Source organism: Mycolicibacterium sp. SMGY-1XX (assembly GCF_059132455.1).
The window spans coordinates 3154056-3178303 of sequence record NZ_CP101139.1; the positions used below are offsets into that span (position 1 = coordinate 3154056).

General features: G+C 67.1%; 24 protein-coding genes. 8 read left to right on the forward strand and 16 right to left on the reverse strand.

Features of this window, described 5'->3' with window-relative positions; translation table 11 throughout:
- Positions 1–525, forward strand: coding sequence for an adenine phosphoribosyltransferase (locus NL241_RS15565; protein ID WP_487692692.1), 525 nt, complete (start codon positions 1–3; stop codon positions 523–525).
- A 149-nt stretch (positions 526–674) separates the two neighbouring features.
- Entirely contained in the window at positions 675–2975 is a 2301-nt protein-coding gene (locus NL241_RS15570) for a RelA/SpoT family protein (RefSeq protein ID WP_494398319.1), read from the forward strand.
- 184 nt (positions 2976–3159) lie between these two features.
- Here the strand turns inward: NL241_RS15570 and NL241_RS15575 are convergent, their stop codons facing one another.
- The 4 genes from NL241_RS15575 to NL241_RS15590 form a co-directional block, all read right to left on the reverse strand.
- Positions 3160–3816, reverse strand: coding sequence for a DUF2161 domain-containing phosphodiesterase (locus NL241_RS15575; RefSeq protein WP_494398008.1), 657 nt, complete (start codon positions 3814–3816; stop codon positions 3160–3162).
- Between the two features lie 49 nt (positions 3817–3865).
- On the reverse strand, positions 3866–4336 hold the full coding sequence (locus tag NL241_RS15580) for a hypothetical protein (RefSeq protein WP_494398009.1): 471 nt from the start codon (positions 4334–4336) through the stop codon (positions 3866–3868).
- A gap of 189 nt (positions 4337–4525) precedes the next feature.
- Entirely contained in the window at positions 4526–5542 is a 1017-nt protein-coding gene (locus tag NL241_RS15585) for a peptidylprolyl isomerase (RefSeq protein WP_487692696.1), read from the reverse strand.
- Between the two features lie 8 nt (positions 5543–5550).
- Positions 5551–6441 (reverse strand): peptidylprolyl isomerase, encoded by an 891-nt coding sequence (locus NL241_RS15590; protein ID WP_487692697.1) that lies wholly within the window; start codon positions 6439–6441, stop codon positions 5551–5553.
- Positions 6442–6550: 109 nt separating this feature from the next.
- Between NL241_RS15590 and NL241_RS15595 the strand changes: the two genes are divergently transcribed.
- Positions 6551–7105 carry an MBL fold metallo-hydrolase gene (locus NL241_RS15595; protein ID WP_487692698.1) on the forward strand — a complete coding sequence of 185 codons (555 nt, stop codon included), beginning with the start codon at positions 6551–6553 and terminating at the stop codon, positions 7103–7105.
- A 21-nt stretch (positions 7106–7126) separates the two neighbouring features.
- Positions 7127–8389: a histidine--tRNA ligase gene (hisS, locus tag NL241_RS15600; protein WP_494398010.1), complete on the forward strand. Its 1263-nt coding sequence runs from the start codon at positions 7127–7129 to the stop codon at positions 8387–8389.
- Between the two features lie 92 nt (positions 8390–8481).
- On the opposite strand, the gene NL241_RS15605 is transcribed toward hisS, so the two are convergent.
- The 6 genes from NL241_RS15605 to urtA form a co-directional block, all read right to left on the reverse strand.
- Positions 8482–9021 carry a hypothetical protein gene (locus tag NL241_RS15605; protein ID WP_494398011.1) on the reverse strand — a complete coding sequence of 180 codons (540 nt, stop codon included), beginning with the start codon at positions 9019–9021 and terminating at the stop codon, positions 8482–8484.
- Between the two features lie 129 nt (positions 9022–9150).
- The gene (urtE, locus tag NL241_RS15610; RefSeq protein WP_494398012.1) at positions 9151–9843 is read right to left on the reverse strand and encodes an urea ABC transporter ATP-binding subunit UrtE; all 693 of its coding nucleotides are present in this window, start codon (positions 9841–9843) and stop codon (positions 9151–9153) included.
- Positions 9844–10662: an urea ABC transporter ATP-binding protein UrtD gene (gene urtD / locus NL241_RS15615; protein ID WP_487692701.1), complete on the reverse strand. Its 819-nt coding sequence runs from the start codon at positions 10660–10662 to the stop codon at positions 9844–9846.
- Positions 10659–11768, reverse strand: a complete 1110-nt coding sequence (urtC, locus tag NL241_RS15620) for an urea ABC transporter permease subunit UrtC (RefSeq protein WP_494398013.1) — start codon at positions 11766–11768, stop codon at positions 10659–10661. The genes urtD and urtC overlap by 4 nt, the downstream gene beginning before the upstream one ends.
- A complete protein-coding gene (urtB, locus tag NL241_RS15625; RefSeq protein WP_487692703.1) occupies positions 11765–12649 on the reverse strand; it encodes an urea ABC transporter permease subunit UrtB in 885 nt (294 codons plus the stop codon). The genes urtC and urtB overlap by 4 nt, the downstream gene beginning before the upstream one ends.
- Positions 12650–12660: 11 nt before the next feature.
- On the reverse strand, positions 12661–13926 hold the full coding sequence (gene urtA, locus NL241_RS15630) for an urea ABC transporter substrate-binding protein (RefSeq protein ID WP_494398014.1): 1266 nt from the start codon (positions 13924–13926) through the stop codon (positions 12661–12663).
- A 288-nt stretch (positions 13927–14214) separates the two neighbouring features.
- Between urtA and NL241_RS15635 the strand changes: the two genes are divergently transcribed.
- Both NL241_RS15635 and NL241_RS15640 read left to right on the forward strand, forming a co-directional pair.
- Positions 14215–14640: an Rv2576c family protein gene (locus tag NL241_RS15635; RefSeq protein WP_487692705.1), complete on the forward strand. Its 426-nt coding sequence runs from the start codon at positions 14215–14217 to the stop codon at positions 14638–14640.
- A 65-nt stretch (positions 14641–14705) separates the two neighbouring features.
- Positions 14706–15722 carry an Rv2578c family radical SAM protein gene (locus tag NL241_RS15640; RefSeq protein ID WP_487692706.1) on the forward strand — a complete coding sequence of 339 codons (1017 nt, stop codon included), beginning with the start codon at positions 14706–14708 and terminating at the stop codon, positions 15720–15722.
- Positions 15723–15731: 9 nt separating this feature from the next.
- Here the strand turns inward: NL241_RS15640 and NL241_RS15645 are convergent, their stop codons facing one another.
- From NL241_RS15645 to NL241_RS15655, 3 genes are all read right to left on the reverse strand, one after another.
- Positions 15732–16163 (reverse strand): nuclear transport factor 2 family protein, encoded by a 432-nt coding sequence (locus NL241_RS15645; protein ID WP_487692707.1) that lies wholly within the window; start codon positions 16161–16163, stop codon positions 15732–15734.
- A gap of 66 nt (positions 16164–16229) precedes the next feature.
- Entirely contained in the window at positions 16230–17471 is a 1242-nt protein-coding gene (locus NL241_RS15650; protein ID WP_494398015.1) for an acyl-CoA dehydrogenase family protein, read from the reverse strand.
- Positions 17468–18604, reverse strand: coding sequence for an acyl-CoA dehydrogenase family protein (locus tag NL241_RS15655; RefSeq protein ID WP_494398016.1), 1137 nt, complete (start codon positions 18602–18604; stop codon positions 17468–17470). Before NL241_RS15655 ends, NL241_RS15650 begins: the two co-directional genes overlap by 4 nt.
- Positions 18605–18736: 132 nt before the next feature.
- On the opposite strand from NL241_RS15655, the gene NL241_RS15660 reads away from it, so the two are divergent.
- Positions 18737–19618 carry an acyl-CoA thioesterase gene (locus tag NL241_RS15660; protein ID WP_494398017.1) on the forward strand — a complete coding sequence of 294 codons (882 nt, stop codon included), beginning with the start codon at positions 18737–18739 and terminating at the stop codon, positions 19616–19618.
- Between the two features lies 1 nt (position 19619).
- Here NL241_RS15660 and NL241_RS15665 read toward each other — a convergent pair whose 3' ends face one another.
- Entirely contained in the window at positions 19620–21260 is a 1641-nt protein-coding gene (locus NL241_RS15665) for a DUF885 domain-containing protein (protein WP_494398018.1), read from the reverse strand.
- Positions 21253–22140 carry a KPN_02809 family neutral zinc metallopeptidase gene (gene ypfJ, locus NL241_RS15670; protein ID WP_487692712.1) on the reverse strand — a complete coding sequence of 296 codons (888 nt, stop codon included), beginning with the start codon at positions 22138–22140 and terminating at the stop codon, positions 21253–21255. Before ypfJ ends, NL241_RS15665 begins: the two co-directional genes overlap by 8 nt.
- Before the next feature lie 76 nt (positions 22141–22216).
- On the opposite strand from ypfJ, the gene NL241_RS15675 reads away from it, so the two are divergent.
- Positions 22217–23722, forward strand: coding sequence for a carboxylesterase/lipase family protein (locus NL241_RS15675; RefSeq protein WP_487692713.1), 1506 nt, complete (start codon positions 22217–22219; stop codon positions 23720–23722).
- Here the strand turns inward: NL241_RS15675 and NL241_RS15680 are convergent.
- Positions 23708–24214 (reverse strand): SRPBCC family protein, encoded by a 507-nt coding sequence (locus NL241_RS15680; RefSeq protein ID WP_487692714.1) that lies wholly within the window; start codon positions 24212–24214, stop codon positions 23708–23710. The two genes, NL241_RS15675 and NL241_RS15680, sit on opposite strands and share 15 nt — an antisense overlap.
- Positions 24215–24248 lie beyond the last annotated feature (34 nt).

Here is a 24248-nt window from a genome sequence, read left to right on the forward strand (position 1 = left end):
ATGAGCGACGTTGCTCGGATCATCGCGTCCCTGACGCGTGAGGTGCCCGACTTCCCGGAACCAGGGATCCAGTTCAAGGACCTGACACCGGTGCTCGCGGACCGGGACGGACTGGCGGCGGTGACGGAGGCGCTGGCCGAGATCGCCCAGGGCGCCGATCTGGTGGCCGGTATCGACGCGCGTGGGTTCCTGCTGGGTGCGGCGGTGGCGACGCGCCTGGGTACCGGGGTGCTGGCCATCCGCAAGGGCGGCAAGCTCCCGCCGCCGGTGCACCGCGAGGAGTACTCGCTGGAGTACGGCACCGCGGTCCTGGAGATCCCCGCCGACGGCATCGACCTGGCCGGCCGCACCGTGGTACTCCTCGATGACGTGCTGGCCACCGGCGGCACCATGGTCGCCGCGCATCGCCTCCTGGTGCAGAGCGGTGCGGTGGTGCCCGTCGCCGCGGTGGTCCTTGAGCTCGCCGACCTGGGTGGCCGCGACAAGGTGGCCCCGCTGTCGGTCACCAGCCTGCACAGGGTATGACCGGCACTGCGGCGACCTGCGGGTAAGGGCGAGTCGCAAGGGATACTCTCGGTGAGGAGTCATGAACACCGATACGACAAGGAGGTGGCGCGCCAGTGGCCGATGACCAGTCAACGGTGACCTCACCAGCAGCCTCTCCTGGTCAGACCGTGCCGTCCGCCGAGCCGCGGGTCGAGACTCCGAAGGCCTCCAGCAGCGCGTCGCGGCGGGTGCGGGCACGCCTGGCGCGCCGGATGACCGCACAGCGCAGTGCCATCAACCCGGTTCTCGAACCACTGGTGGCGGTGCACCGCGAGATCTACCCCAAAGCGGATCTGACGCTGCTGCAACGGGCCTACGCCGTGGCCGAGGAACGCCACGCCACCCAGTTACGCCGTTCCGGCGACCCGTACATCACCCACCCTCTGGCGGTCGCCAACATCCTCGCCGAACTCGGTATGGACACCACCACCTTGGTGGCCGCGCTGCTGCACGACACCGTCGAGGACACCGGTTACACGCTCGAGGCGCTGACCGCCGAGTTCGGCGACGAGGTCGGCCACCTGGTCGACGGCGTTACGAAACTGGACCGCGTGGTTCTCGGCACCGCGGCCGAGGGCGAGACCATCCGCAAGATGATCATCGCGATGGCCCGGGATCCGCGGGTGCTGGTGATCAAGGTCGCCGACCGGCTGCACAACATGCGCACCATGCGGTTCCTGCCGCCGGAGAAGCAGGCCCGCAAAGCCCGTGAGACGCTGGAAGTCATTGCGCCACTGGCGCATCGGCTCGGTATGGCCACGGTCAAGTGGGAACTCGAAGACCTGTCGTTCGCGATCCTGCATCCCAAGAAGTACGAGGAGATCGTCCGGCTGGTCGCCGACCGGGCGCCGTCGCGGGACACTTACCTGGCCAAGGTGCGGGCGGAGATCGTGGCGACGCTGAACTCGTCGCGCATCAGTGCCACCGTCGAGGGCAGGCCCAAGCACTACTGGTCGATCTACCAGAAGATGATCGTCAAGGGCCGCGACTTCGACGATATCCACGATCTGGTGGGTGTGCGGATCCTCTGCGACGAGATCCGCGACTGTTATGCCGCCGTCGGGGTGGTGCACTCGCTGTGGCAACCGATGGCCGGCCGGTTCAAGGACTACATCGCCCAGCCACGGTTCGGGGTCTACCAGTCACTGCACACCACGGTGATCGGACCCGAGGGCAAACCGCTGGAGGTGCAGATCCGCACCCGCGACATGCACCGCACCGCCGAATACGGGATCGCCGCGCACTGGCGCTACAAAGAAGCCAAGGGCCGCAACGGACTTTCGGCCACTCACGCCGCAGCAGAGATCGACGACATGGCGTGGATGCGTCAACTGCTCGACTGGCAGCGGGAAGCCGCCGACCCGGGCGAGTTCCTCGAGTCGCTGCGTTACGACCTTGCGGTACAGGAGATCTTCGTCTTCACCCCCAAAGGTGATGTCATCACGCTGCCGGCGGGCTCGACGCCGGTGGACTTCGCCTACGCCGTGCACACCGAGGTCGGGCACCGCTGTATCGGAGCTCGCGTCAACGGCCGTCTCGTCGCGCTGGAACGCAAACTCGAGAACGGGGAAGTGGTCGAGGTCTTCACCTCCAAGGCGCCCAATGCGGGGCCGTCGCGCGACTGGCAGACGTTTGTGGTTTCACCGCGGGCGAAGGCCAAGATTCGGCAGTGGTTCGCCAAGGAGCGTCGCGAAGAGGCCCTGGAATCCGGCAAGGACGCCATCGCCCGCGAGGTGCGCCGCGGCGGACTTCCGTTGCAGCGGTTGATGACTGCCGAGTCCATGGGTGCGCTGGCGCGCGAGCTCCGCTACACCGATCTGTCGGCGCTCTACACCGCGGTCGGTGAAGGTCACATCTCGGCGCACCATGTGGTGCAGCGTCTCATCGCCACTCTGGGAGGAGCCGACGACGCCGAGGATGAGATCGCCGAGCGGTCCACCCCGTCGAACGTGCCGATCCGGCAACGCAGCAGCGACGACGTCGGGATCGCCGTGCCCGGCGCGCCCGGGGTGCTGAGCAAGCTCGCCAAGTGCTGCACGCCGGTGCCTGGTGACGCCATCATGGGTTTCGTCACCCGTGGCGGCGGGGTGAGCGTGCACCGCACCGACTGCACCAACGCCGCCTCGCTGCAGGAGCAGTCCGAGCGCATCATCGACGTCCAGTGGGCGCCGGGGCCCAGTTCGGTGTTCCTGGTGGCCATTCAGGTCGAGGCGCTCGACCGGCACCGGTTGCTCTCGGATGTCACCCGCGTGCTGGCCGACGAGAAGGTCAACATCCTGTCCGCCTCGGTCACCACCTCCGATGACCGGGTGGCGATCAGCCGGTTCACCTTCGAGATGGGCGATCCCAAGCACCTGGGACACGTGCTGAACGTGGTGCGCAATGTCGAGGGTGTCTACGACGTGTACCGAGTGACGTCCGCCGCCTGACCGACCCTCGCGAGGTACGAGCGTGGGGAGGAAGGCGGCGATCAGGCACCGCCGCCTGACCGACCCTCGCGAGGTACGAGCGTGGGGGGAAGGCGGCGATCAGGCGCCGCCGCCTGACCGACCCTCGCGAGGTACGAGCGTGGGGAGGAAGGCGGCGATCAGGCACCGCCCGCCTGACCGGCGTTCATGACCCGGTTGCAGAACTCGGTGAGTACCGCGCGATCCCGGTCTGACCCACGGGTGTGAGCGCGTACGTGCCACGCTCGACGCGCTCGAACCAGCCGTAGTAGTCCTTCTGCAGGATCTTGGCAGCGTTGGGCACATCGGCGCTGGCCCGCATGTCCGCCAACCGCATCGGGCCGTCGCGCAGCAACTCGGCACAGCGGACCGCCTCCTGGCGGTAGGCGGTGATCATCGGGACCCGGGTCGACGAACCGCCGAGGTTGGGGTCCCCGACCCGGCGGGCGTGTTCGCCGAGCAGCCGCCCGGCCTTGCGCTTGTTCTTGCGCGGGGCGTACGGCGCGGGGTCGATCAGCACTTCGGCCCGTTGACCGGTCACCACGATCAGCCCCAGCCCCAGCCGCCGGCACAGGGTGCGGATCTCCTTGCTCTGCTTGGGTATTCGCCCGATGCCGAGGTACACGGTGTCGGTCAGTGTCAGCCTGTCGACGCCCTGGAGCAGTAGGCCCAGGCTGAATGCGCGTTTGAGTTCCACGATCACCGGCGGCTCATCCCCGCGGACCCCCACCACATCGCAGTGGCTGACTTCGCCCTTGACGACGTAACCCTGACCTTCGAGCAGCGCCTTGACCGGCGGATAGAGGTCGCTTTCCAGCGGCATGGGCAGCAGGCTAGTGCAACCCTTGCCGCGGGTGTGGGACGTGAACGGGTCAGAATCCGAGGATGGCGATGGTGGTCTGGACCCGGACCGGTTCGCCGTCGGCGTCCTTGGCGATCACAGACACAGTGTCGCGGTGGTGACCGAGGAATGCGGCGTCGGGCCGCGAGGCCGCTCGGCGCGCTTCGGTGGACGGCGTGTAATGAACCGTGCCGTCCCGGTAGACCCGGGCCAACCCGCGTGCGGTGCGCACCGCGCCCGGGATGAACGTCAGCGGGCTGGAGGTTGCCAGCGACCCGGTGACCGAGCCCGTATCGCAGTCCAGCGCCAGTCCGGTGATCGAGACATATAGACAAACAATTGACGTGGGCGTCGACGAATTCATTAGCTGCGAGTCGGTGGTTGCTTCGGTCAGCGCACATCTGTCAGCGGCCGTCAGATCTCGCATCCGGCCGGACAGGGCTGTCGTCGCGCGCCACCACGGTGGCGTAGTTCGGGTCATAACCGCCGTTTGATCAGCCATTTTGCCCCCTCTTGAACAGTGCTACCGCATCCCCGGTGGGGCAACACAGTCTCAAGTTGCTCATGTGTCTCTATCGACCATAAATGCAAGCAACGGGGTCAGCAAGAAGTTGTTTTGTATCGGTTCGTTTGCTGAATCTTCGTTCGCTTTCGGGCTCTCACCCCTGCGCGCGCAATCGAGCGTGCGGATTCAGTCCAGCCGGATGGATTCGACGGTGACCGGCTTTGCCGGTTCACCGTCCAGATTGCCCCCGGTGACCCCGCGGGCGGCGATCTCGTCGACCGTCGCCAGTCCCGTCTCGTCGACCGAGCCGAACACCGTGTAGGTCGGCGGCAGCCTGGAGTCCTCGTAGACGATGAAGAACTGGCTGCCGTTGGTGTCGGCACCGGCATTGGCCATGGCCAGGGTGCCGCGCGGATACAGCAACGGCTTTTGCAGGCCCGGATCGTCCGGCGGGTACTGGTTCGTGGGGTACTCGTTGGCGAACTCGTATCCGGGTCCGCCGGTGCCCGTGCCGGTCGGGTCGCCGCACTGAAGTACCGACAACGAGTTGTTGGCGGTCAGCCGGTGGCACGGGGTGTCGTCGAAGAAGCCCTGCTGCGCCAGGCTGACGAAGCTGTTGACCGTGCACGGCGCTCTGCCGTTGTCCAACTCCAGTCCGATCGCGCCGTCGTTGGTCAGCAGAGTGGCCGCCACCGTGGCGGGGTCGGTGGGCACCACTCCACCACGCGGCGGCCTGGCCGGCTTGCTCGCCGGCTCACCGGTCGGGGAGTAGGTGCACGCGCTGCCCAGATCCGCGGGTGGATCGAACGCCGGCAGATCCTGCGGCATCGGGCGGGCCGTGAGCGGCGGAGGCTCGGGAAAGCCGGCGCGGCTGTCGAATTGGCTGTTGGCCCACGAGAAGAACGACGACACCGCCACCACGGACACCACCGCGATGACGGTGAGTGAATAGCCGACGATCAGCCCCGCCACGGCGAAGTTGCGCCCCTCCTGGGCATCGGGGCCGCGGCGCTTGATCTGCCAGAGCGACAGATGGCCCAACAGCACCCCCAGCGGGGCGAACAACACCGCACAGATCAGCGACGCGATGGCCAGGCCGTTGGTGGGTTTGTGCGGCTCGGGAGGGTCGGGGTAGGGCCAGGGCTGCGGCGGGCCCGGCCACTGCGGGCTCGGCGGCGGCCCGTAGGGCGGCGGGACCGTCATCGGCGAGATCAGTCCAGCGCGAGCGTCTTGATCGTCACTTCTTGCGCCGGTGGGCCGTCCTGGCCACCGCCGTCGACCCCGGCCTCGCCGATCTTGTCCAGGGTCGCCAATCCGGTCTCGTCGATGGTGCCGAACACCGTGTACTGCGGCGGCAACTGCGAATCGGCGTAGACCAGGAAGAACTGACTGCCGTTGGTGCCAGGGCCGGCGTTCGCCATGGCCAGGGTGCCGCGGGGGTACAACACCGGCTGTTGCAGTCCGGGATCGTTCTGCGGGTACTGGTCGGTGGGGTACTCGTTGGCGAACTCATAGCCCGGGCCGCCGGTGCCCTGCCCGGTCGGGTCACCGCACTGCAGAACCGACAACGACGGCGAGGTGGTCAGCCGGTGGCACGGGGTGTCGTTGAAATAGCCCTGCTGGGCCAGGCTGGCGAAGCTGTTCACCGTGCAGGGCGACTTGGCGTTGTCCAGCTGCAGGCCGATGTTGCCCTGGGAGGTCGCCATGCTGGCACTGATCAACGCCGGGTCGGTGGGCACCTTGCCGGTGCGCGGAGGGGTGTTCTCCTTGCTGGCGGGCTGTGCGGCGGGATACTGGCAATCAGCCCCGGTGCTGGCCAGCGGGGTGAAAGGCGGCAGCTGGCCGGTGGCGGGCGGAGCCGCTGTCGGCGCGTCGAACACCGACGAGGTGGGTTCGGTGGTGGAGGCGGAGGCGGTGGTGCTGCTGGAATCACGCTGGGTGATCACCACGGTGGCCACCACCGCCGCGATCACGACAACCGCTGCCACCGAGCCTCCGATGATGGTCATCGTCCGGCGCTTCCTGGCCTGCGCCTCGCGCTGCTGCACCTGCTCCTCGAGCTTGCGCTTGGCTGTCTCTCGTCGTTCTTCGTTCGTCGGCACCGCCGATGCCCTCCGTGTTTTCTCTGGGGGTCGATTGACTTCGTTGGCTCCGAGTGTGCCAGCCCGCGGCCGCTGGGTCGGTGTCGACCCGCGTGCGAAACTTGTCGGCGTGCTGATCACAGGCTTCGCCACCGGACCCGGCGGCGTCAACTGCTACCTGGTGGCCGCGGCGCCGGGCGCGGAGGCGATCGTCATCGATCCCGGTGACGAGGCGGTGCCCACCCTGGAGTACTACTTCGCGGTCAACGGCTTCACCCCGGCCGCTGTCCTACTGACCCACGGCCATGCCGCCCACGCTGCCTCGGCGTTCGACCTGAGCGTCGGCTGGGGCATCCCGACCTATCTCCACTTCGCCGACCGGTCGCTGCTGGAAGACATGGGTGCAGAACAGCCGGACACCCTGATGGACGTGCGCGACGGCGACGAGCTGGAGATCGCGGATATCCTCGTCACCGTCGACCACACGCCGGGTCACACCGCCGGCTCGGTGGTGTACCGGGTGACCGCCGACAGCGACGAAGAATCCGTCCCGGTGGTGTTCATCGGGGATGCCGCGCCTGCGGCCCTGGGAAAACTGATGGTCCTCGAGGACGACGCCGTGGTACTACCGGGTCACGGCTCGTCCACCACCGTCGGCGCCGTGCGCCGACTCACCCGCAACTGATTAAGAGAGCTGACACTGCAAGTGAGCGAGTTCAAGGCGCCCAAAGGCATTCCCGACTATCTGCCACCGGACTCGGCGCAATTCGTCGCCGTCCGTGACGGTCTGCTCGCGGTCGCGCGCCGCGCCGGGTACGGCGATGTCGAACTGCCGATCTTCGAGGAGACGGCGCTGTTCGCGCGTGGCGTGGGGGAGTCCACCGATGTGGTGTCGAAGGAGATGTACACCTTCGCCGACCGCGGCGACCGCTCGGTGACGCTGCGCCCGGAGGGCACGGCCGGGGTGATGCGCGCCGTGATCGAACACGGTCTCGACCGTGGGGCGCTGCCGGTCAAGCTCTGCTACTCGGGTCCGTTCTTCCGCTATGAACGACCGCAGGCGGGCCGGTACCGCCAGCTGCAGCAAGTCGGCGTCGAGGCCATCGGAGTCGACGATCCGGCGCTGGACGCCGAGGTCATCGCGATCGCCGACGCCGGGTTCCGGTCGCTGGGCCTGACCGGTTTCCGCCTCGAGCTGACCTCACTCGGTGATGACACCTGCCGGCCCGCGTACCGGGAGCTGTTGCAGGATTTCCTGTTCAAGCTCGATCTCGACGAGGCCACGCGCACGCGCGCGCAGATCAACCCGTTGCGGGTGCTCGACGACAAGCGGCCCGAGGTGAGGGCGATGACCGCCGATGCTCCGGTGATGCTCGACCACCTCTCCGATGCCGCCAAGGCCCATTTCGACACCGTGCTGGCGCACCTGGACCGGATCGGGGTGCCGTACGTGATCAATCCGCGCATGGTGCGCGGCCTGGACTACTACACCAAGACGACGTTCGAGTTCGTGCACGACGGGCTCGGCGCCCAGTCGGGCATCGGTGGCGGCGGACGCTACGACGGGCTGATGAGTCAGCTGGGCGGGCAGGATCTGTCCGGTATCGGATTCGGTCTCGGGGTGGACCGCACGCTGCTGGCCTTGAAGGCCGAGGGCAAGACCGTCAGTTCGGCGAGCCGGGTCGACGTGTTCTGTGTGCCGCTGGGGGAGCAGGCCAAGCTCGAACTGGCGGTGCTCGCCGCGACGTTGCGGGCCGCCGGAGTGCGCGCCGACCTGGCCTACGGTGACCGCAGCCTCAAAGCCGCGATGAAAGCCGCCGACCGTTCGGGCGCCTCGATCGCGCTGGTGGCCGGTGACCGTGATATCGAGGCGGGCACCGTCGGCGTCAAGAACCTCGGCACCGGCGAGCAGGTGGACGTCGCATCCGATGCCGTTGTCGCCGAAGTGCTTTCACGCCTATCCCACTGACCTCCCACCTAGGGCGAGCGCGCGTGTCTGCCCGCGACACACCGGTCCCAGCGCGCACATCACGCACGCTCGCCGCGGGTACGGGCGGTCGGTCATGCGGGCAGGGCACCGCCCTGCACCACCTCGTTGAGGATCTGGTCGGCCTCACCGATGCTGCCGTCAAAAGGGTTGCCGCGCTTGAGGACATGGACGCCGCCGGGGGTGACGGCCACCAGTTTGGACGAGCTGGAGCCCAGCTGCATGCGGCGTTCGAAACGGATCCGGTCCAGGGGCAGCAGTGCGCCGCCCGCGACGGTGAACAGGTTGAGTTTGCGATCCAGGACGGCGACCGACCGACAGCTGCCCAGCGGCGCGGTGCGACGCTGCTTGACCTTGCGCACCACCAGCAGCATCAGGGCGGCGACGGCCAGACCGGCGGCGGTGAACACCGCACCGAGCAACCGCGACGGAGCGCCCGTCGCGACGGCCACCACGCCGAAACCACCGACCACGAGTGCCACCACACCCAGCACGAAGGCCGCGATGGTCAATCCTCCGGTCGCGCGGTCGATCACGTTGACCCGTCGGCCGTCGTCGGTGACCACCAGTCCGCCGGTGTCGGCGAGGATCCGGGGCGTGGCAGGCGCAGTCATGCCCTGCAGCCTGCCACCGCCCCGGTGACGAGCGCGCGTGTTTGTACGAGAAACTCGGCGTGTTGCTGTGCAAACACGCGCGCTCGGCCTGGTTCTCAGATGGCCCTGGTTCTCAGATGGCCATGGTTCTCAGATCGCCATCGCGGCGCGGACGTCCTCTTCGGAGGCCGAGCCGCCGGTGCCGCTGTGGGTCACCCGGCCGGCCTCGAGGATGTAGTACTGCTGTGCCGATTCCAGCGCGAACCCGATGTGCTGCTCGACCAGCAGGACCCCGAGGTTGCCGCGCTGCGTCAACGCCGTGATGGTCTCCTCGATCTCGTGCACCACCGACGGCTGGATACCTTCGGTGGGTTCGTCGAGGATCAGTGTCTTGGGCGTGGTGATCAGCGCCCGCGCGATGGCCAGCTGCTGGCGCTGGCCGCCCGAGAGCAGACCGGCGCGACGGGTCAGCAGTTCCTTGAGGGCCGGGAACAGGTCCAGCTGCTCATCGATCAGCTGCTTGCCGTTCTTGCGGCCATCGGCCACCACCTGCAGGTTCTCCATGGTGGTCAGCTGCCCGAAGGACTGCTGGCCCTGCGGGACGTAGGCCAGCCCACGGGCCACCCGCGCCGACGGGCGCAGCTTGGTGATGTCCTCACCGTCGAACATCACCTTGCCCGCCGTGCACTTGAGCAGCCCGACCGCGGCCCGCAGCAGTGTCGTCTTGCCGGCTCCGTTGTGGCCCATCACCGCGGCCACGCCGTCCGAGGGCACCTCGACGCTGGCGCCGTGGATGACTTCGGACCGGCCGTATCCGGTGTGTACATCAACCAGTTGCAGCATCTACGACGCCTCCGTTTCGTCGAGTCCGTCGGCGCCGGCCGCGGCGGTTCCCAGATAGACCTCTTGCACCTTGGGGTTGGCCTGCACCTCGGCGACGGTGCCTTCGGCGATCACCTGGCCGCGGGCCAGCACCGTCACCGAGGTGGCGAACGCGCGCATGAAGTCCATGTCGTGTTCCACCACCACCACCGTGCGTTCGGCGCCGATGCGCCGCAACAGGTTTCCGGTCTCCTCCCGCTCCTCGGTGCTCATCCCAGCGACGGGCTCGTCGAGCAGCAGCACGTCGGCGTTCTGCACCAGCAGCATGCCGATCTCCAGCCACTGCTTCTGCCCGTGTGCCAGCACCCCCGCCGGTCTGTCGGCCAGATGTGCGAGCCCGGTGATCTCCAGGGCCTCCTCGATGGACGGCAGTACCGTCCCGCGGCGGCGCAGCAGTGTCCACCACGACCGGTCGGCGCCGGCTGCGATGTCGAGATTCTGCAGTACCGTGAGCTTTTCGAACACACTCGCCGTCTGGAACGTGCGTCCCACTCCGAGCTTGGCGATCTGGTGCACCTTCTTGCCCACCAGTTCCTTGCCGGACTTGTTGATCGATCCGGTGGCCGACACCAGGCCGGTGATCGCGTCGATCACCGTGGTCTTGCCGGCGCCGTTCGGCCCGATCAGAAACCGGAGATCACCCTGGAAGAGGGTGAGGTCGACGTTCTGTACCGCCTTGAACCCGTCGAAATCCACGGTGAGCCCGCGCACTTCGAGGTACTGGGCGCCCATGCCGGCGTTGCCGCCCGCGACGGGTTCCAGCGTGCCCGGGTGACTCATGAGGGCGCCCCCACTTTCTCGTTCTCGAGGTCAGGGTCGGAGTCCGGTACAGGTTCTTTCTCCGCGGCCTTGCGTTTCCGCTTGAGGAACACCGCCAGCCCGGCGAAGCCGGCGGGGAAGAAGCCGACGACCAGGATGAACAGCAGGCCCTGCCCGTAGGTCCACGCCGACGGGAACTGTTCGGAGAACAGGGTTTGCGCCCAGGCCACACCGATGGCGCCGAGCACCGGGCCCAGCAGGGTGGTGCGGCCGCCGATCGCCACGCCGATGAGGAACGCGATGGACGGCAGGATGCCGACCTGCGATGGGGCGATGAACCCGACGATCGGCGCGAACAGTGCACCGGCGATGCTGGCGAACAAGGCGGCGACGGTGTAGGCCACCACCTTGATGTTGGCGGGGTCATACCCCAGGAAGCGCACCCGCTCCTCGCCGTCGCGCACCGCCACCAGCAGTTCGCCATATCGGCTCTGCATGAGCTGCCGTGCGATGGCGACCACGGCGAGCAGCACTCCGGCGGCGATGAAGTACAGCATCTGGCGGTTCAGCGGGTCGTTGAGGTTGAACCCGAAGAACGTGCGGAACCGGTTGAGCCCGTTGGAACCTCCGAGGCCGGTCTGACCGATCAGCAGGATGGCCAGCGCCGCCGCCAGCGCCTGGGACAGGATGGCGAAATAGGCGCCCTTGACCCGGCGCTTGAACACCCCGAACCCCAGAGCCGCCGCGATCCCGGCCGGGATGATCAAGATGGCCAGCAATGTCACCAGGGGAGAGGCGAAAGGTGCCCAGTATCCGGGCAATTCACGGACACCCTGGATCTGCATGAAATCCGGCACGTCGTCGCCGGCGATCTGGGCATCGGCGACCTTGAGGTGCATCGCCATCATGTAGCCGCCGAGGCCGAAGAACACGCCCTGGCCCAGCACCAGCATGCCGCCGCGGCCCCAGGCCAGCCCGATGCCGACCGCCACGATGGCAAAGCACAGGAATCTGCCGAGCAGGCTGAGCCGGAAGTCCGACAGCACCGCGGGCATGACGCCGAAGAGCAGCACCGCGGCGATACCGAACCCCGCCCACGTCTGCCACCGGCCGAGAAGCCGTGTCATACGAGACTCCTTGTCCGAACGGTGAACAGGCCCTGTGGCCGGACCTGCAGGAAGATGACGATGAGCACGAAGAGGATCACCTTCGCCAGCGACGCCGTGGTGTTGTACTCGATGAACGAGTTCAAGAACCCGATGCCGAACGCCGCGATCACGGTGCCCTTGATCTGGCCCAGGCCACCGACGACGACCACCAGGAACGCGTCGATCAGATAACTCTGGCCGATGGTCGGGCTCGTCGAACCGATCAACGTCAGCGCCACACCGGCCACACCGGCCAGGCCGGAGCCGATGAAGAACGTGGTGATGTCGGTCTTGCGTGAGGAGATACCGCTGGTCTCAGCGAGATCGCGGTTCTGCACCACGGCTCGGATGCGGCGGCCCATGGGACTGACCTTGAGCACGACGGCCAGCACGGTCACACACACGACGGCCAGCACCAGGATGAAGATGCGGGTCTTGGGCACCACCGCGCCCATGATGTCGAAGCCGCCGGACAGCCAGGACGGGGCGATGACGTTGACCGCGGGTGCACCGAAGATGTCGCGGGCGACCTGCTGCAGGATCAGGCCGACACCGAACGTCACCAGCAGCGTGTCCAGCGGCCGGTGGTACATCCGCTGGATCAGCGTGACTTCCAGCAACACACCCAGCAGGCCGCCGATGAGGAATCCGACGATCAGCGAAATGATCAGTGAGACACCGGCACTGGAAACGATCTGTTGCACCAGGAAGGCGGTGTAGCAGCCGGCCATGATGAACTCGCCGTGCGCCATGTTGATGACGCCCATCTGACCGAAGGTCAACGACAATCCGAGTGCAGCGAGCAACAGGATCGAGCCGAGGCTCAATCCTGTTGCCAGCTGTCCGATCAGGACATCCATCTAGTCGTGCCTCAGCCGGAGAGTCCGGCGGCCCACGGGTAGGACTTCAGGAACGGATCCGGCTCGATCGGGCCGGGCGACTCCCAGATGGTGTAGATCAAACCGTCGGGCCGGATCTCGCCGATGCGCGCGGTCTTGGTGATGTGGTGGTTCTCGCCGTCGATGGTGACCAGACCTTCAGGAGCGTCGAACGTCACGCCGTCGGCGTTGTCCTGGATGGCCTTGGTGTCGAAGGCGCCGGCCTTCTCGACGGTGTTCTTCCACAGGTACACCGAGGTGTAGGCCGCTTCCATGGGGTCCGAGGTCGGCTTGTTGGCTCCGTAGGCCTTCTTGTAGGCCTCGACGAAGGCGGTGTTCACCGGAGTGTCGATGGTCTGGTAGTAGTTCCACGCGGTCAGCTGGCCGGTGATGTTCTCCACGCCGATACCGCCCACTTCTTCTTCGGCGATCGACACCGAGACCACCGGCATGTCCTGCGGGGTGAGGCCCACGTTGCGGTACTCGCGGAAGAACGCCACGTTGGAGTCGCCGTTGAGGGTGTTGAACACCGCGTCGGCATCGGCGGTGCGGACCTTGTTGACGATGGTGGAGAAGTCGGTGGAGCCCAGCGGGGTGTAGTCCTCGCCCTTGATCTCGATGCCATTGGCCTCGGCGTAGGCCTTGATGATGCGGTTGGCGGTCTGCGGGAACACGTAGTCGCTGCCCACCAGGTAGAGGGACTTGACGCCCTTCTCCTTCAGGTAGTCCAAGGCGGGCACGATCTGCTGGTTGGTGGTGGCGCCGGTGTAGAAGATGTTGGGCGAGGACTCCAGGCCCTCATACTGCACCGGGTAGTACAGCAGCGAGTTGGCGCTCTCGAACACCGGGAGCATGGCCTTGCGGCTCGAGGACGTCCAGCCGCCGAACACCGCGGCGACACAGTCGCTGCTGATCAGCTTCTCGGCCTTCTCGGCGAACACGGTGGGCTCGGAGGCGCCGTCTTCACCGATGAGTTCGATCTGCTTGTCCAAGACGCCGCCGGCTGCGTTGATCTCGTCCACCGCCAGCTTGATGGCGTCGCGCACGGTCACCTCGGAGATGGCCATGGTGCCCGACAGCGAGTTCAGCGAGCCCACCTTGATCGTGGGTCCCTCGGTGTCGACGCACGATGCCGCCTCTGCGGCGGTGCCGGTGTCACTCGCTTTGCTACCGCAGCCGGACAGGATCAAGCTGGTAGCAAACAGCACGCCGCCGGCAGCAAGTGCCGACCGTTTCAACGACGAGCGATGGAGACGCACAGATCCACGCATCGAGAGCCTTTCGTGAAAAGTAAGTGCGGCCCGCGACCAGAAATGCCCGTGAAAATGGCTCGTCGCGACCCGACCGGCACCCCCCGCGGGTGCCGAATCGGAACTTAAGGCGGTTATGTTTCTGGGAAATATCTGTGTGTCACGAACAAATTAACCTGGTGGCCAGACGGGGTTATCCCGATGTTTGACAGCTTGGCTATCGGCTTAGCTAGTTGGTGTTGCGTGGTCTGACCAAACTTCCGGCGGCGGTGTAACGATCAGGTAGCGTCGGCAGATATGACCAACATGCGAAAAGCGTCAATCACAGTTGGTGCGGCGGCTCTCCTGGCCGCTGCGGGTATCGCGGGTCCGGGCGTGGCCGGCGCCGAGCCGGTGGGCCAGCAGGTCAGGTACACGCTGGTGTCCGCGGCGCCCTATGAGTTCGACCTCTTCTACCTGACGTCGCAGCCGCCCAGCATGGCAGCCTTCAATGCTGACGCCTACGCCTATGCCAAGCGCGAGACGGTGAACCTGGCCCCGGGTGTGCCGTGGGTCTTCGAAACCACCATGGCCGACCCGCAGTGGGCCATCCTCCAGGTCGGCAGCACCACCCACGGTGGGCGGGCCGCTCCGAACGTGCACTGCGACATCGCCGTCGACGGCGTGGTCCAGGTTGCCCACGACGATCCCTACAACGTGCGGTGCCAGCTGTCGCAGTGGTGATCAACGGCTGACCGCCCTGGGCGCCCCATTGACAGCGCTGTCGAACATGTGTTCGCATTGAACGCATGCGGTGGGCAGCTCAGGGTGTGAACGTCGACGACGGGGCGCTGCCCGGTCTGCAGCGCATCGGCTTCATCCGCAGTGTCCGCACTCCACAGTTCGACGGCATCACCTTTCACGAGGTGCTGTGCAAGTCGGCGCTGAACAAAGTGCCCGACGCGTCCATGCTCCCGTTCAAGTTCACCGTGAACGGCTACCGCGGCTGCTCGCACGCCTGTCGGTACTGTTTCGCCCGCCCCACCCACGAGTACCTGGATCTCGATTGCGGTAACGACTTCGACACCCAGGTCGTGGTCAAGACCAATGTCGTCGATGTGCTGCGGCGGGAACTGAGCCGGCCCGGCTGGCGCCGCGAAACGGTGGCGCTGGGCACCAACACCGACCCGTATCAGCGAGCCGAGGGGCGCTATGCCCTGATGCCCGGGATCATCGCCGCGCTCACCGACTTCAAGACGCCGTTCTCGATCCTCACCAAAGGCACGCTGCTGCGGCGCGACCTCCCGCTGATCGCCGAGTCGGCCACGGAAATGCCTGTGTCGGTGTCTGTCTCGCTGGCCATCGGCGATGCCGAGTTGCACCGGCAGGTGGAACCCGGCACCCCGACCCCGCACGCGCGGCTGCAGCTGATCTCCGCCATCCGCGCGGCCGGTCTGGACTGCCACGTCATGGTGGCCCCGGTGCTGCCGTATCTCACCGATTCGGTCGAGCACCTCGACATCCTGTTGGGGCAGATCGCCGAGGCCGGCGCCACCAGCGTCACAGTGTTCGGCCTGCACCTGCGTGGCACCACCAGGGGCTGGTTCATGTCATGGCTGGCAAGCGCCTATCCGCAACTGGTGACGCCCTACCGCCAGCTCTATCGCCACGGGGCCTACCTACCGGAGGAGTACCGCGCCATGTTGCGCCAGCGGGCTGCTCCACTGGTGGCCAAGTACGGGCTCACCGGCGACGAGCGCCGGTTCTCCCGGGTGTCGCCGCCCGAGGCTGCACCTGCCGAGGACCTGCAGCCGACGCTGTTCTGATCTCGCTGTCTAATTCTGTTGTGCCGATTCGAATTTCATGACGTCCATGTTCCAGTAGCCGCGCATGTTGGCGATCTTGCCTTCGCTGTCGACGCGGTAGGTGAACACACCGCGGACCTCACTGCTGAACCCGCCCTCGAACTCGCTGCGCAGGACAAGGATGTGCGCGATCTCGTCGGGTGAGCTGGAGGGGAAGGTCTCCTCGCAAGTGATACGGAGCTTGTTCGACGCGATGTTGGTGTCATAGAACGCCGACACCGCCTCCTTGCCGCGCACGCCGGTGCCGTCGGGATTGGTGATGGCCTGGCCGATCGGGTCCTCGATCACCACGTCGTCGGCCATCAACCCCAGCCACGCCTGCTTGTCGTGCGACTGGACGGCTTTCCAGGAGGCTTGCGATGCGGCCAGAGCGGGGGAGACTTCGGTGGTGGGCTGGCTCATCGGGACAGAATAGCCAAACCGGAGTCCGAGGCGGCGCGGAACGAGCAGGTGTCGGAGCGGGTGGTTTCAGGTGCGGCTGCGCTTGACCTGGTTGAACGGCACGCCCCGGTCGGCGGCGTACTCGCGGGGGAAGCCGAGAATCCGTTCGCCGATGACGTTCTTGGCCATCTCGGTGCTTCCGCCGCCCAGGGCGGCGGTTTGCCGGGACAGATACCGCTCACCGACGCCGAGAAGCCCGTCGAGTTCGTCGACCACACCGGCGGTGCCTGCGATCGCCAGTGCGGTGTCGACTTCGAGTTCCACCTGTTCGGCGTGGTAGAGCCGGATCAAGGTGCCCGCCGTCGGCGGCAGCGAACCGTCGTTGACCCCGCGGAACACGTGGTCGATCAGCTGTTCTTTGACCGCTCGGTGCACCAGGGCGCGCCCGGCCAGCGCCTGGATCCGTGGATCGTCGGCCTGGCCGGTGGCCTCGGCGAGAGCGGCGAAGTCGGTGGGCGCCTCCTGGGCGTTCTCACTTCCCTTGCCGCTGGCGAACTCCGAGCCGCCGCCCACCGCGCGGCGTTCGTGGTACAGCTGCCGGGAGGCCACCGTCCAGCCGGCATTGACCTCGCCCACCACGGCGTCGTCGCCGAGTTCGAGGCCGTCGAAGAACTCCTCGCAGAACTCCTCCGACCCGTCGACCTGCTTGATGCGCCGCATGGTGATGCTGGGGCTGTTGATCGGCACCAGGAACATGGTGAGGCCCTCGTGCTTGGGTACGGCCCAATCGGTGCGCGCCAGCATCAAACCGTAGTCCGCGGCGAACGCGCTGGTGCTCCAGGTCTTGGCGCCGTTGATGATCCACGTGTCGCCCTGACGGTCAGCTCGGGTGATGACGCCGGCCAGATCGGACCCACCGTTGGGTTCGGACAGCAGCTGCACCAACACCTCGTCGCCCCGCAGTGCGGCCGAGATGCGGTCGCGCTTCTGATCCTCACTGCCGGTGTCGAGAATGGTGGCGCAGCAGATGGTGAAACTCGGTGTGTTGAGGATCAGCGGCATCTCATAGCTGCGGGTTTCCGCGTCGAACGCCTTCTGGTACTGGATCGGCAGCCCCAGCCCGCCATATTCGCGGGGGAAGCAGATTCCGGCGAATCCGCCTGTCCACAACAGTTTTTGCAGCTCGCGTGCACGGAGCCACGACCCTTCGTCGCCGCGGTCGGAGAACGGCGGGTTGTCCGGATCGATACGCGGCATGTTCTCGGCCAGCCAGGTGCGCGCCCTGGCGGCGAACTCGGCTACGGTCTCGGTGGCAACCGTGTCGGTCATGAGGCGAGTTCCACTTCGTTGAGCTGATGGTAGACGGCGATGTTCAGATCCTCCGGGGTGCCGAACAGCGACCGGTAAAGGGCAGCCCGGCGCAGGTAGAGGTGGAGGTCGTGTTCCCAGGTGACGCCGATCCCGCCGTGCAACTGCACACACTGCTGAACCGCGACCGGCAGGTGTTCGCCCACATAGGATTTGGCGATCTGTGTGGACAGCGCCGCGTTCGGTGAGCGCTGCGCCACGTCGGCCACCGCGGCCGCGGTGGTGGCGCGGCAGCATTCGAGCCACAGCTTCATGTCGGCGAACTTGTGTTTGAGTGCTTGGTAGGACGCCAGTGGGCGACCGAAAGTGTGCCGGTCGAAGGCCCACTGCACCGTCATGGTCAGCACGGCGTCGAAGATCCCCACGGATTCGGCGCACTGCAGCACCCGCGCAATCTGAGTCTGCCGGTCGATGAGCGCCTCCGTCTGCTCCGGGCTGCCCACCAGGGCGCCTTCGCCGACGTCGACGCCGTCGAAACGGACACGCGCATAACGCTTCACCATGTCCACCGACCGTTGCGGCTCGACGCTGACACCGGCGGAGTCCGTCGGCACCAGGAACTGGCGCACCCCGGCATCGGTGGCGGCAACCACCAGCAGCACACCGGCCTGGTCGCCGGCTTCGACCCGATCTTTCACCCCGTCGAGACGGTAACCGGAGCCGGTCGCGGCGGCCGTCACCTGAGGTGTCGACGGTGCCCATGGCCGTCGAGGTTCGTACACCGCCCAGGAGGCCACCAGTTCGCCCGAGACCAGGGCTTCGATGGTGCTTTCGTGCCCGGCGGGGGCTTCGGCCAGTGCGGCCAGCACCGTGCTGACCGGATGCAGCGGGCCGGGCGCCACGGTGCGCCCGATTTGCTGAGCCACCAGCGCCAGGTCGGACACCCCGTCCCCGGACACGCTGCCGCCGCCGAGTTCTTCGGGAACCAAGAGACTGGCCCAGCCCAGTTCTGCCGCGCGCTGCCACCAGTCCGGGGTGAAAGACGTGCCTTGTCGGTGCAGTTCGCGGACCCTGGCCAGGGACGCTTCCTTGTCCAGGAAGGCCTGAGCCGTGGAGGCGAACAGGATCTGTTCCGGGCTTGCGGCCTGCGTCACCGGCCCACCTCCCTGTAGTCCGTATGCCGAAAATGGCAATGGCATTACCGCTTTAGTGCAAACGACGTTACCATGCTGATGCGCCGCTGCATCAGGGGTGCGATATCCGCTGTCACTGCAGGTGGGAGGGTCATGACAACCGATTCGGACCAGGCGTTGTGGACGCTCGGCGAGCTCATCGACCTCTTCGACGTCGAGCTCACCGGAAGTGATCAGGTGAGCGCCGACACCGGTCGGGCCGGCGAGGACGACCGACAGGTGGTGGAGGGCACCCAGGTGCTGGCCCAGGCGATCGTCGCGGTCGCCAAACGGTTTCCGGACAAGTCCATCCGGTCAGCGCATGCGGTGTTCAGCAGGGCGGTGTTTGTCGGCGCCCCGGTGGAACTGGCCATCGACGTGGTGCATGAGGGACGGTCCACGGCCACCGCGGTGGTGACCGCCGCGCAGAACGGTAAACGGGCCATCACCGTCACGGTGCTCGCCGATGTGCCCTCCGGCGATGTCATCACCCACCATCTGCCCAAGCCGGAGGTGACCGCACCCGCAGACGCCAATGTCGCGCACATGCCCATGACCGGCAGGCAGGTGCGCCTGGTGGATGTGGTGGACGTCAACAGCCCCGACGAGGTGGGGCCACCGGAACTGCACGCCTGGCTGCACTACGACCCGGTGCCCACGCGTGAGGATCTGGCCAAAGCGCTGATCGCCTATTTCACCGGCCACCTGGGTATCTCGACCACCATGCGGGCACACGCCGGGATCGGCACCAGCCAGGCGCATCTGACCGTGTCGACGGCGCCCATGACCGTGACCGTCAGTTTTCACGAGCCCGTGCGCTGGGACGGCTGGCTGCTCTACACCCACGAGAGCACCCAGGTGGGCGCCGGCATGTCCTACGTGCGCGGCACGGTGCACACCGAGGATGGCGCCCTGCTGGCGTCGTTCGTCCAGGAGGGGTTGATCCGCCCGCTGCGTGCGGTCGACAACTCGATCGAGTCGAAGAGCCGGTTGTAGCTCACGCGAATTCGTTGCTCAGGGCCGAGGCGAGCACGCTCAGCGGCAGGCCGCCCAGATCCAGTGCGCGGCGGTGGAATTCCCGCAGCGAGACCCCGTCTGCGGTGACCTTGTTGCGCAACTGCTGCCAGATTCGCTGACCCACCGCGTACGACGGTGCCTGTCCCGGCCAGCCCAGATAGCGGTCCAGCTCGAAGCGCAGATTGTCCTCGGCCATCGCGCTGTGGGTGGTGAGGAACTCCCATGCGCGCGCGGCATCCCAGGTGCCGCCGTCGGGTGCGCTGAGTCCGCAATGGACACCGATGTCGATGACCACCCGGGCGGCGCGGAACCGCTGCGCGTCCAGCATGCCCATCCGGGTGCCCGGGTCGTCGAGCCAACCCAGCTCGGCCATCAGGCGTTCGGCGTAGAGCGCCCAACCCTCACCGTGCCCGGACACCCAGCACGCCAACCGTCTCCAGCGGTTGAGCTGATCGGCCAGCACCACCGCGCGGCCGATCTGCAGGTGATGCCCCGGCACACCCTCGTGGAACACCGTGGTGGTCTCCTGCCAGGTGTGGAAGGTGTCCACCGCAGGCGGCACCGACCACCACATCCTGCCCGGGCGGGTCAGGTCCTCGGAGGGCCCGGTGTAGTAGATGCCGCCGTTCTGCGTCGGCGCGATCCGGCACTCCAGTTTGCGCAACGGGTCGGCGATGTCGAAGTGGGTGTCGGCCAGGGCGTCCACCGCGCGGTCCGACAGATCCTGCATCCACCGCTGAAGCGCATCGGTTCCGGTGATGACGTAGCGCGGGTCCGCGTCGAGGCGTTTGATCGCGCCCGCCACCGACTCGCCCGGATACAGCTGCTGGGCGATCGATTCCTGTTCGGCGACAATGCTTTCCAGTTGCTGCAAACCCCAGGCGTAGGTTTCGTCGAGGTCCACCTCGGCGCCCAGGAAGGCCCGCGAGTGCAGCCGGTACGCCTCACGCCCACAGGCGTCCTCAGCGCCGGCCGCCGGCAGGATGTCGCTCTTCAGCGCGTCCGCCAACTCGGCGTAAGCGGTGCCGGCGGCTTCGGCATGGCGCAACAGGTCGTTGTTGAGCAGCGGGCTCTTGGCCGGCTCCCCGGCGACCATCCCCACGAACAGCCCCTGGGTCCGGTGTGCCTGGGCGATACCGCGCTCGACCTGACGGGCCGCCGGTGCATGGCCCCGGCCGGCGGCCTCCCGCAGCGCCGCGGCGTAACCGCGCACCCGTTCGGGGATCAGCGCCAGCCGGCGATCGATCACCGCCCAGTCCGAATCGGTGTCGGTGGGCATCAGATCGAAGACGTTGCGCATGATCTGCAACGGGGAGTCGATGACGTTCAGCTCGCCGATGTCGAGGCCCGCCTCGTGCCGATCCAGGGTGACGCCGAGGCGCTCGCGCATTGCGGCCACCGTGACCCGGTCGGTGTCGTCCACCGGGTCGACGGTGCCGAGCTCGGCCAGTGCCGCCCGGGCGGCGTCGGCGCGTGCCGTCACTCCGTCGGGGGAGTAGTCGGTCAGCTCGTCGTCATGCCCGAGGACGCCGAGTTCGGTTGCGCCGCAGGGGTCCAGCGTGGCAAAGGTGTCCAGGTAGCGTTCGGCGACCTCGTCGACCGCCGTAGTGCCCCTAGCCAAGGTCGTTCGTCGCGAAGGTGTCGCAGGTGTTCGGGTCGCCGGTGCGATAACCCTGCGTGAACCATTTCTGGCGTTGTTCGGCCGAACCGTGGGTCCAGGCCTCGGGATTCACCCGGCCCGTCGCCGCCTCCTGGATGCGGTCGTCGCCCACCGACGCCGCCGCGGACAGGGCATCGTTGATGTCGTTGTCGCTCAACGGTTGTAGAAAAGTCACATCGGTTCCCGGCTGTTTGGTGATGGCGGCGTAGTGCGCCCAGACCCCGGCATAGCAGTCGGCCTGCAGTTCGGTGCGCACACCGTTGCCCGTGGCGCCCTGTGCGCCCTGCTGCGCGCGGCCCAGCACGCCGAGCAGGTTCTGCACGTGGTGGCCGTACTCATGGGCCACCACGTACTCCTGCGCCAACGGTCCACCGCTGGAACCGAATTGAGTGACCAGAACGTCGAAGAAATCGGTGTCGAAATAGGCGGTCTGATCACCGGGGCAGTAGAACGGTCCCACGTCACTGGTGGCCGGCCCGCATGCGGTGTCGACCGATCCGGTGAAGAGCCGCATCTGCGGCCGGCTGTAGTCGGGCAGCAACTCGGCCCACACCGCATCCACGGAGTTGCCGGTGGCGATCACCCGGCAGTCGACGTTGGTGTTGGCGTCCACACCGCTGCGGCACTGGCTGATGTCCACGCCGGGCGCCTCGACCCCCTGGGTGTCGAGTGGTTGTTGGCTCAGGATGTTTCCCGGGTCCACCCCGAGGAACAGCGCCAGCACCACGATCACCAGACCCCCGACACCGCCACCGATGGCCATGCCGCGACCGGGGCCGCGACCGCCGCCGCTGGATGTGGTGGTGCTCGTGTCGATCTGCATACCTTCGTTGAAAGTCATCGCAGACCCCTCCCTGACAGCTCTTGGGCCACCGGCCTCAACGTGCGCATAAAGCTTCGCACACTAGGATTCTGACGTGACCCACCTCGTCGAACTCTCGACTCTGGCGCACACGTCGGAGGGTGTGCTGCGCGGCACCACCGAAGGTGGGGTGGCGGTCTGGCGTGGTGTGCCCTACGCGCAGCAGCCGGTGGGTGACCGGCGCTTCCAGGCCCCCGCGCCGCTGCGTCCCTGGTCGGGTGTCCGTGATGTGGTGGAGCACGGGCCCCTGCCTCCGCAGGGCAGGTCCTTCGTCGGCGGCGGCCGCGACGATCCCAAGATCAGGGACGAGGCCTGCCTGACGGTGACGGTGTGGTCTCCCGACACGTCGGGCTCGTTGCCGGTGATGGTCTGGATTCCAGGGGGCGCGTTCGTCTACGGCGCCGGGCAACTGCAGCTGTACAACGGGTCGCGGCTGGCCGCCAACGGTGTCGTCGTCGTCAACGTCACCTACCGGATCGGGGTGTTCGGGGGTTTCGAACTGGGCTCACTGGGCGACGGGTTCGACGACAATCTCTGTCTGCGTGACCAACTCGCGGCGCTGCGCTGGGTGCGCGAGAACATCGCGGCGTTCGGCGGCGACCCAGAGCGGGTCACGGTATTCGGCGAGTCGGCGGGTGCGACGTCGGTGCTGGCGCTGTTGGCGTGCCCGGCGGCCGAGGGCCTGTTTGCCCGGGCCATCGCGCAGAGCCCGGCCCTGCCGCTGATCGCCGACCGGGAAACGCGCGCCGCACAGGCCGAGCGTTTCCTGGAGACGGTGGGTGTGGGACCCGCGGAGCTCAAGGAGTTGCCGCAGCGGCGGCTGCGCCGCGCTGCCGGCGTGATCCAGTTGCACAGCGCGGCGACGTCCCCGACGCTGGCCTACGGGCTGACCCATGGGACCGAACTGTTGCCGCACCATCCCATCGAGGCCGCCCGCCGCGGCGCCGTGAGCCGGGTGCCGCTGATCATCGGCACCAACAGCCACGAGGCGTCGATGTTCGCCTGGACCAAGCCGCCGATGCTGCCGACGACGCTGGAGACCGTCGACGCCTTCTTCTCCCGCGCCGATCCGCGTGCACGCGAACAGGTGCTGGGCGGATATCCGGAATTCCCGCGCCGGCGGGCGTTGATCTCGATCGGTTCCGATGTGATGTTCGGTGCCCCGGTTTGGGCGTTCACCGACGCGTACAGCGCGCATGCCCCCACCTACGTCTACCGCTTCGAGCACACCACCTGGACGCTGCGGGCGCTCGGTCTCGGCGCCACCCACGGCAGCGAGATCGTGCACATCCAGCACAGCTACGGGTCGTACCTGGGCCGCAAGCTGCACCCGCTCGGCCGTCGGCTCCAGCCCGGGGTGGGGCGGCGGATGCAGCGGACCTGGCTGAACTTCGCCACTCACGGCTGGGAACCGGACGCCGGGCGGGATCCGGTGTGGGATCCGGAGTGGCCGCGCTACGACGCCGACGCCCGCGCCACCCGCGTCATCCAGACCGCCCGCGACATCACCGTCGAGGATCCCGACCGGGTTCGTCGCGCTGCCTGGTCAGGCCTGTACTAGCCGGGCGTCGGTGTAGCGGCGCAGGTTGTGCAGGAACCGCTGGAACAGCCACCCCATCACCGGCCGGCCAAGGAACATGCCGAGGCTGCCCGCCGGCCCGTTCGGTTTGATGGCCATCACCCAGGTCAGGTGGCAACCCTGCGCAGTCTCGACGACGCGGTATTCCTCGGCGAAGGCGGAGATGGCGTTGGTGGTCGCGGTGTTGAACCGGAAAGCCATGTGCGTGAACGGTTCCCAGGCCAGGAACTCCTCCTCGCCCACGATGAAGCCGCGCATGTGCACGGTGCGGGTGGTGCCGACGCCGAACGGCTTCGGGCTGGTCCAGATGACTTTGGTGATCACCGAGGCCCACTGCGGCCAGGAGGTCTCGTCGGAGAGGACCTCGAACAGTTGTTGCGGGGTGATGGCCAGGTCGACGGTGCTCACGAACCGGTAGGGCGCGGTGTCGACGAAGCTCAGGTCGACGTGCTCGCAGGGATAGCTCTTGGCCATGGGCACCTCCAGGTAGACAGCTCACGATAACTGT